This window comes from Syntrophomonas sp. UBA5494 (assembly GCF_002426325.1).
This window is the reverse complement of record NZ_DIPG01000006.1, coordinates 2,065-9,374: the sequence shown is the minus strand read 5'-3', so window position 1 is coordinate 9,374 and position 7,310 is coordinate 2,065. Positions and strand designations below refer to the sequence as shown.

The following is a 7,310-nucleotide window of genomic DNA, read 5'->3' as shown; positions in this document are numbered from 1 at the left end:
ATCTCGTGCTCCCAGGCCTTGAGCAGATTTATGGCTCTGATAGCTCCAATTTCAGGATTAAGCCGTTTGCTCAGCTGCCGGTCGGTAGTGGCGATGCCCCAGTTGCAGCGCCCGGTAAAGCAGGTCTGGCAGAGGTGGCAGCCCAGGGCGATCAGCGCGGCTGTGCCGATATACACCGCATCAGCCCCCAGGGCCAGGATTTTGACCACATCAGCACTGTTGCGGATCCCGCCGGCTGCCACCAGCGAAACACTTTGCCTGATGCCCTCATCGCGCAGACGCTGATCTACCTGGGCAATGGCCATTTCAATGGGGATGCCGATGTTGTCACGGATACGCATGGGAGCAGCCCCGGTGGCCCCGCGAAAACCGTCGATAGCCACTATGTCGGCTCCGGCTCTGACCATACCTGATGCGATGGCGGATATATTATGAACGGCGGCCACTTTGACCGAGACGGGCTTCTGATAGTTGGTGGCCACTTTCAAGGTCTCGATCAACTGGGCCAGGTCTTCTATCGAATAGATGTCATGGTGCGGAGCCGGGGAAATGGCGTCAGACCAGGCCGGGATCATGCGGGTTTTAGCCACATCCGCGGAAACCTTCTCCGCCGGCAGGTGTCCGCCAATACCCGGTTTAGCCCCCTGACCGATTTTAATTTCTACTGCGGCGGCATTGTTTAAATAATCGGGGGTAACCCCAAAGCGCCCTGATGCCACCTGAACGATGGTAGAGTCCGCGTACTCTTTAAGATCGCTATGCAACCCGCCTTCGCCCGTATTCCAGAAAGTTGCCATCTCCCTGGCGGCTCTGGCCAGGGATTTCTGAACATTGAGGCTCACCGCGCCGTAGGACATGGCGGAGAACATTACCGGAACCTCCAGTTTCAAAAGCGGTTTTTCCCGCTCTCCCAGCATGGCCGCCTGGTTGCCCAGATAGGTGGTCAATTCCATGGGTTCCCGCAGGGGATCTATGGACGGATTGGTTACCTGACTGGCATTTAGCAGGAGGTGATCGAAGTAACTCCGGTAAGGGCGGGGATTTCCCATGCCGGTCAGCAGCACCCCGCCGGTTTCAGCCTGGGCATAGATCTCACGCAGGCTGGCAGATGACCAGTAGTTATTGGGTCTGAAGGCCAGTGGAAACTCGGTTATGGCCAGGGCCTGGGTGGGGCACAACACCGCACAACGGTGGCAGCCCACACAGTTTTTATCCGTCACCCACATGAAGCCGTCTTCATCCAGGTGATGCACTTCGTTGATACATTGGTTTACACATACCCCGCAGCGGATACAGCGCTCTTCATTCCGGCCCACTGTGAACGCGGGGGTTAACATGCTCAGGGTCATATTTCTCACCTGCCTTAGGCTGACTGGGCATCCGTCTGCAACCCGACCGGGCTCGCCTCCAACAAGCCCTTCTTGTTGTAGAGCAGCCCGATGATAGGTTCTCCCCCGCCCGGAGACCAGACTCTGTCCAGTACTGGAGCAACTGCCCGTATGGCTGACTCCTCACTGGCCACATACAGAAACTCATCCCGGGTGGCAGCCACCAGGGGGCGCAGCTTAATGCGGTCATTAACCGCCATAAGACCGTTGTTGGTGGCAACGATGATGGAAAAGGGGCCGTTCAATAGGAGACCGGCATATTTGCGGCGCAGATGGGCCTGCTTCTCCTGCTCCAGGTTCGACCAGAAGGGAGCCGCGATCACATCGATAGTATCCTCCAGGCTCAGACCCTGCTGGCGCATCAGGAAGTCAAAAGCGTAGGCGATAACCTCGGTGTCAGTCTGCAGCGAGATTTTGTAGCCGTACATCTCCAGATAACGCCGGTTGGTGCTGTAGGACGAGATTTCCCCGTTATGCACCACCGACCAGTTTAACAGTGTAAAAGGATGGGCTCCTCCCCACCATCCCGGGGTATTGGTAGGGAAACGGCCATGTGCGGTCCACAGGTAAGCCTGATATTCTTCGAGGCGGAAGAACTCCCCGATATCCTCAGGGTAACCCACCCCTTTAAAAGCAGCCATATCCTTGCCGCTGGAAGCCACGAAGGCCCCGCGCAGGTCGGAATTGATGGTCATCATCACCCGGGCCACGAAGTCCTCCTCCCCGAGCTGTTCACGGTAAAGCCTATCTTCCCGGGGCACCGCAAAGTAACGCCATATCAGCGGGGCGTCGGTTATTTTCCGGGTGCGGCGCACCGGCACCGGCTCACGGTCTTTTATTCTGAAGTGGTGCTGCAGATATCTCTCACACATCTGCCGGGCGCCGTCATCATCGTAAAAAACATGCAGGGCGTAATAATCCCGGTATTCCGGATAGATCCCATATGCGGCAAAGCCGCCGCCCAATCCGTTGGAACGTTTGTGCATAGTGGCTATCGAAGCTATGATGGTATGGCCATCGAAACGCTCTGCGGAACGGTTCATAACCGCGGCAATAGCGCAGCCGCTCGGAATTCTGATATCTCCTTCCAGTTTTAACACCGGGAATCCCTCCTCTCCATCCAATTAATCCCTTTAAAATTTGCGCAGATATTCTTTGGTCTCCCAGGGATGGACTTCCAGGCAAAAACGCTCCCACTCGGCCCATTTGCTTTCCACATATTTGGTATAGATGTGCGGTCCCAGGGCGTCCTTAATCAGTTCATCCTCATCCAGGGCCTGGAGTGCTTCGGCCAGTGATCCGGGCAGGCTGGCAATCCCCAGCCTTTCCCGCTCTGCCTGGCTCATGCGATAGATGTTGGCATCTATTGAAGCAGGGGGCTCGATCTTATTCTTGATGCCGTCCAGCCCAGATGCCAGCATTACGGCCATAGCCAGGTAAGGGTTGCAGGTCGGGTCAGGATGCCGCACTTCAACGCGTGTAGACGCACCTCGTTTGGCGGGGACTCTGATTAAGGCGCTGCGGTTCTGTTCCGACCAGGCTACATATACCGGGGCTTCATAACCCGGAACCAGCCGCTTGTAAGAGTTGACCGTGGGATTGGTTATAGCGGTCAAACCCCGGGCATGCTTTATGATGCCTCCCATGTACCAGCGTGCGATATCGCTCAACTGATTGGGGGTGTCAGGATCATAGAATACATTCTGGCCATCCAAAGTCGATAAGGATTGATGGGTATGCATCCCTGAACCATTGATGCCCGCAATCGGTTTGGCCATGAAAGTGGCATGCAGTCCGTGGCGCTGAGCGATGGTCCTTACCACCAGTTTGAAGGTGGCGATGTCGTCGGCCACCCTTAAGGCCGGACCATATTTGAAATCGATCTCGTGCTGCCCGGGGGCCACTTCATGATGGGAGGCCTCAATCTCGAAGCCCATATCTTCCAGGGTGCACACCATGTCACGGCGGGCGTCTTCCCCCAGGTCCACCGGAGCCAAGTCGAAATAACCGGCTTCATCCTGGGTATGAATCAAGGGATTGCCTTCTTCATCGACGGTGAACAGGAAAAACTCGCATTCCGGTCCGGCGTTCATCACATAGCCCATATCTTCGGCCTGCTTGACGATCCTTTTCAGGTTGGAACGCGGGTCGCCTAAAAACGGCATTTTGTTGGGTTCAGGGGTATAGACATCGCAGATCAAGCGGGCCACCGCTCCACTAGCCGGCCGCCAGGGCATCACCGCAAAGGTGCTGGGATCAGGAATGAGATACATATCCGATTCCTCGATCCTGGCGAAGCCTTCGATTGAAGAACCGTCAAACATCAATTCCCCCTCAAGAGCCTTCTCCAACTGGCTGGCAGGAATGGAGACATTCTTTAAGACCCCGGTCACATCAGTGAATTGCAGGCGAATGAATCTCACCCCATTATTTTTTACTTTTTCGATTACACTGGCATTCTGCGCGTTATTCATTGTTGATCACTCCTTATTAAGATTTGCGTTTGGCATCGGCCAAACGCTCTGCTATCAACAGGGCCGCCTGCCTCAGACTGAGGCTATGATTCATGGCTTCCTTCTGAATAAAATGGTGGGCTTCACTTTCGCTCCAACCATTCACATCCATGAGCAATCCTTTTACTTTGTCTATCACAATCCGGGTTTCCAACTTTTCCTCGAGTTTCCTGATGCGCGCCCGCAATTCGCTCTCCCGTTTCCAGTACCATAAAGCCGACTCCACTGCCGGAATGATCTTTTCGCTGCTGACTGGTTTAATAAGGTAATGGCCTTTTCGATCCAGGTGCGATATATCATTGTCTACCAGCAGTATCACTGCTGCCAACTGATCCTGGGTCACGATCTCGGCCAGTTTGGAGCCTTTTCCGCCGTCCAGACCCTTGTCGATTATGATCAAATCGCAGTACAGGGAACGGATCCGCCTCAAGGTGTGGCTGGCGTCACTGGTTTCGGCCATTACCTGGAAACCTGCCCGGCGGAGAATGTCGGCTATGAGCTTGCGTTCGGCGCTGACTGCACTAGCCACTATAACTTTGCCGCTCAATCGCACCACCTGCCTTTGTTAGTTTCCTCAGGGTTCAGGACATTAAAAAAGCGCCTCAAGGATATGATTCGCTTTTTTTACCGAGCAACATACCTCGGACGCCATTGTCCGTTATTGCTATTGAGTTATGCCTGTAATCTTTCCATGGAAATTGTAAACCCATTTAGGCGGCTATTCAAGGGGTAAAGCTCTTATATATTGTATACTTGGTTTTACGCGTGCAATTCTTTCCTGAGACAGCGGGGCGCTCAATCCCAGCCCGAATATCCGACAGCGCTAGGTTGCGCTGCCGGGAATGCCTCTGACTGATACCCTTGATGCCGCTAACGCTCTAACTTGAACGGTGGCGGCATTGGATCATAAGGAATGATGGCTGCGGTTAAAGCTGCAGCTCCACCCGGTAGAGGCGCAGCCAGGCATCGGTCTGGATCAGGTAGGCCAGCCACTGCACATCTCCCATTAATTGCCCGTACCATGGCTGCCGGAAATATTTGCCCTGAGACTCCAGAATAAGCTTGATCGAGCTCTTTTGCACCAATTCCAGGAGCGGGGAAGAGCGGTCATCCAGCAAGGAGCGCATCCGGGAGCGTACCATCTCCGCGTAGAGGGGATGTTCTGTCTTGGGATAAGGGCTTTTGATCCGATGTAGGGCTCCATCGGGCAGTAAACCCTGTGCAGCCTGGCGCAGGATCCCTTTTACCTCTCCGCCTGCCATTTTCAATTGCCAGGGGATGTTCCAGACATAATCCACCAGGCGGTGGTCACTGAAGGGCACCCGGATCTCCAGGCCCGAGGCCATACTCATGCGGTCCTTGCGGTTGAGCAGGGTGGGCATAAACCGGGTCATGGTCAGGTAAGAAATCCGCTTTTTGAGTGAATCTTCCTCATCTTCGCCAGGCTCCAGGGAAATTTCCGATAATGCCTGGGTATAACGGTGATCAAGGTATTGCTCCGGCTTGATCAGAGCGGTTATTTCAGGCGAGAGCGTAGCCATACGGTCTTCCAGGTTCTTCATCCAGGGGAAACCCGTTGCGGAGGGGTGGTGAAACCAGGGATAGCCCCCAAAAATCTCATCGGCGCATTCGCCCGAAAGCGCCACCACATAGTCCTGGCGCATTTCCGTACACAGCAGCATCAGGGAGGTATCTATATCGGCCATGCCCGGTAAATCTGTGGCCAGGAGGGCATTGTACAGAGCATAGTACAGATCCCGGGGGTGAACCCGGACCTTGTGATGCCGGGTTCCCAGGAACCCGGCAATCTTCTCCGCCCAGAAGGCATCCCCCGCCTCTGCCTGCCTGAGGTTGGTTTCGCTCTGCTCATATTCCACACAGTAAGTATGCAGCGGCGCCAAATCAGTGGCGGTATGTTTACTGGCCAGGGCGGTTATAAGACTGGAATCCAGGCCGCCGGACAAGAGCGTACAAAGCGGAACATCGGCCGACATCTGCCGCTCGACTATATCCTCCAGGAGACAGCGCAGGTGGGCGGCGGTGGTTTTCGCATCTTCATGATGGGTCCGGTGGTGTAGTTGCCAATAAGACCCGCTCTTGCTTCCCTCTCGGCTGTAGAGCAGGGCATGGCCGGGTTTCAGCTCGAGAATCCCTTTAAATATGCCATGCCCGGGGGTGCGCCCCGGCCCCATCACCAGAATCTCGGCCAGCCCTGCGGCGTCGACCTGCGGCCTTATCAAGGGGTTGGCCAGAAGAGCTTTCAATTCCGAAGCAAACAGGAATTGATCGTCCTTCTGGCTGTAAAATAAGGGCTTTACCCCCATCCTGTCCCGGGCCATGAACAAAGTCTGTTCATTTTCATCCCAGATGGCGAAAGCGAATATGCCATTAAGTCTTTTCACACAATCCGGGCCCCATTCCAGATAGGAGAGCAAAAGTGCTTCCGTATCGGAATTTCTGGACTGGAATCTATAGCCCCTGGATTGCAGTTCCGTCCTCAATTCGGCAGTGTTGTATAATTCTCCATTATAAGTGATCACACCGCTCTTTTGTCGATGTTGTCTCCGCATGGGCTGAGCCCCTCCGGCAGGGTCAACCACCACCAGGCGGCGGTGGCCCAAAACCGCGTGGGAGGATACCCATATGCCCTGGGCGTCAGGCCCGCGGTGCATCATGGTCTTAACCATTTTTTCAACTATAGGCTGTTTGTATTTGTATCCGTCATCCCATCCGATCCAACCGGCGATTCCACACATAAAAAATACCTCCCTATAATTAGCAATAAAAAAGGGCATGAGGAGCCTTTACAGTTCTCGGCCTCATTGCCTAATATAGATTTATGCCAGTATAATAGGGATGTTACCGTTTAGCATGTGTATACTTGAACAGTTGTGGATACGATCTCGAAAGAAAAACGGTTACCCCTCGTTAAAGTTCCCGGCTATAATTGAATTGAACCAAAATACTGGAGATGATTGCTTGGCGCCCTATACTTGACTTTAATGCGGATAGCGGAGAATGCGGGAGGCCCTGTAAGCCGTATATAGGACCTGAATGAGGATACTGACATGAGAGTGACGATTGCGCAAATCAATCCTACCGTAGGTGATCTGGAAGGCAACTTCCGGATTATCGAAAAGGCTGTCGCCAGGGCCGGTCTGGATAGCAGTGATCTGGTAGTTTTTCCCGAACTGACCACCATCGGCTATCCGCCTCAGGATCTCCTGGAACGCCCCTGGTTTGTGGAACAGACCCAGCGCTATCTGGAAAAGGTCGTGGCCCTGTCAGAACGATATGACGGCCTGGGCATATTGATAGGAACCCCAACCTTCTCCGCGGAGGCCGGCAAATCCCTGCACAATTCGGCAGTGCTGATTTACCGGGGAGCGGTTCTGGCCGAACGCCACAA

General features: G+C 54.3%; 6 protein-coding genes. 1 reads left to right on the top strand and 5 read right to left on the bottom strand.

What is annotated here, in order from left to right; translation table 11 throughout:
- The 5 genes from B3W37_RS00600 to asnB all read right to left on the bottom strand — a co-directional run.
- Positions 1-1,349: glutamate synthase-related protein (locus B3W37_RS00600; RefSeq protein ID WP_483174478.1), on the bottom strand; the 1,349-nt coding region annotated here is incomplete at its 3' end.
- 14 nt (positions 1,350-1,363) lie between these two features.
- Positions 1,364-2,488 (bottom strand): class II glutamine amidotransferase, encoded by a 1,125-nt coding sequence (locus B3W37_RS00595; RefSeq protein WP_483169794.1) that lies wholly within the window; start codon positions 2,486-2,488, stop codon positions 1,364-1,366.
- Between the two features lie 33 nt (positions 2,489-2,521).
- Positions 2,522-3,862, bottom strand: a complete 1,341-nt coding sequence (gene glnA, locus B3W37_RS00590) for a type I glutamate--ammonia ligase (RefSeq protein WP_483174477.1) — start codon at positions 3,860-3,862, stop codon at positions 2,522-2,524.
- 16 nt (positions 3,863-3,878) lie between these two features.
- On the bottom strand, positions 3,879-4,448 hold the full coding sequence (locus B3W37_RS00585; protein ID WP_481041509.1) for an ANTAR domain-containing response regulator: 570 nt from the start codon (positions 4,446-4,448) through the stop codon (positions 3,879-3,881).
- 379 nt (positions 4,449-4,827) lie between these two features.
- Positions 4,828-6,657 carry an asparagine synthase (glutamine-hydrolyzing) gene (asnB, locus tag B3W37_RS00580; RefSeq protein ID WP_483174476.1) on the bottom strand — a complete coding sequence of 610 codons (1,830 nt, stop codon included), beginning with the start codon at positions 6,655-6,657 and terminating at the stop codon, positions 4,828-4,830.
- Positions 6,658-6,969: 312 nt separating this feature from the next.
- Here asnB and B3W37_RS00575 point away from each other — a divergent pair.
- Positions 6,970-7,310 (top strand): nitrilase-related carbon-nitrogen hydrolase (locus B3W37_RS00575; protein WP_483174475.1); only part of this gene is annotated, 341 nt, incomplete at its 3' end.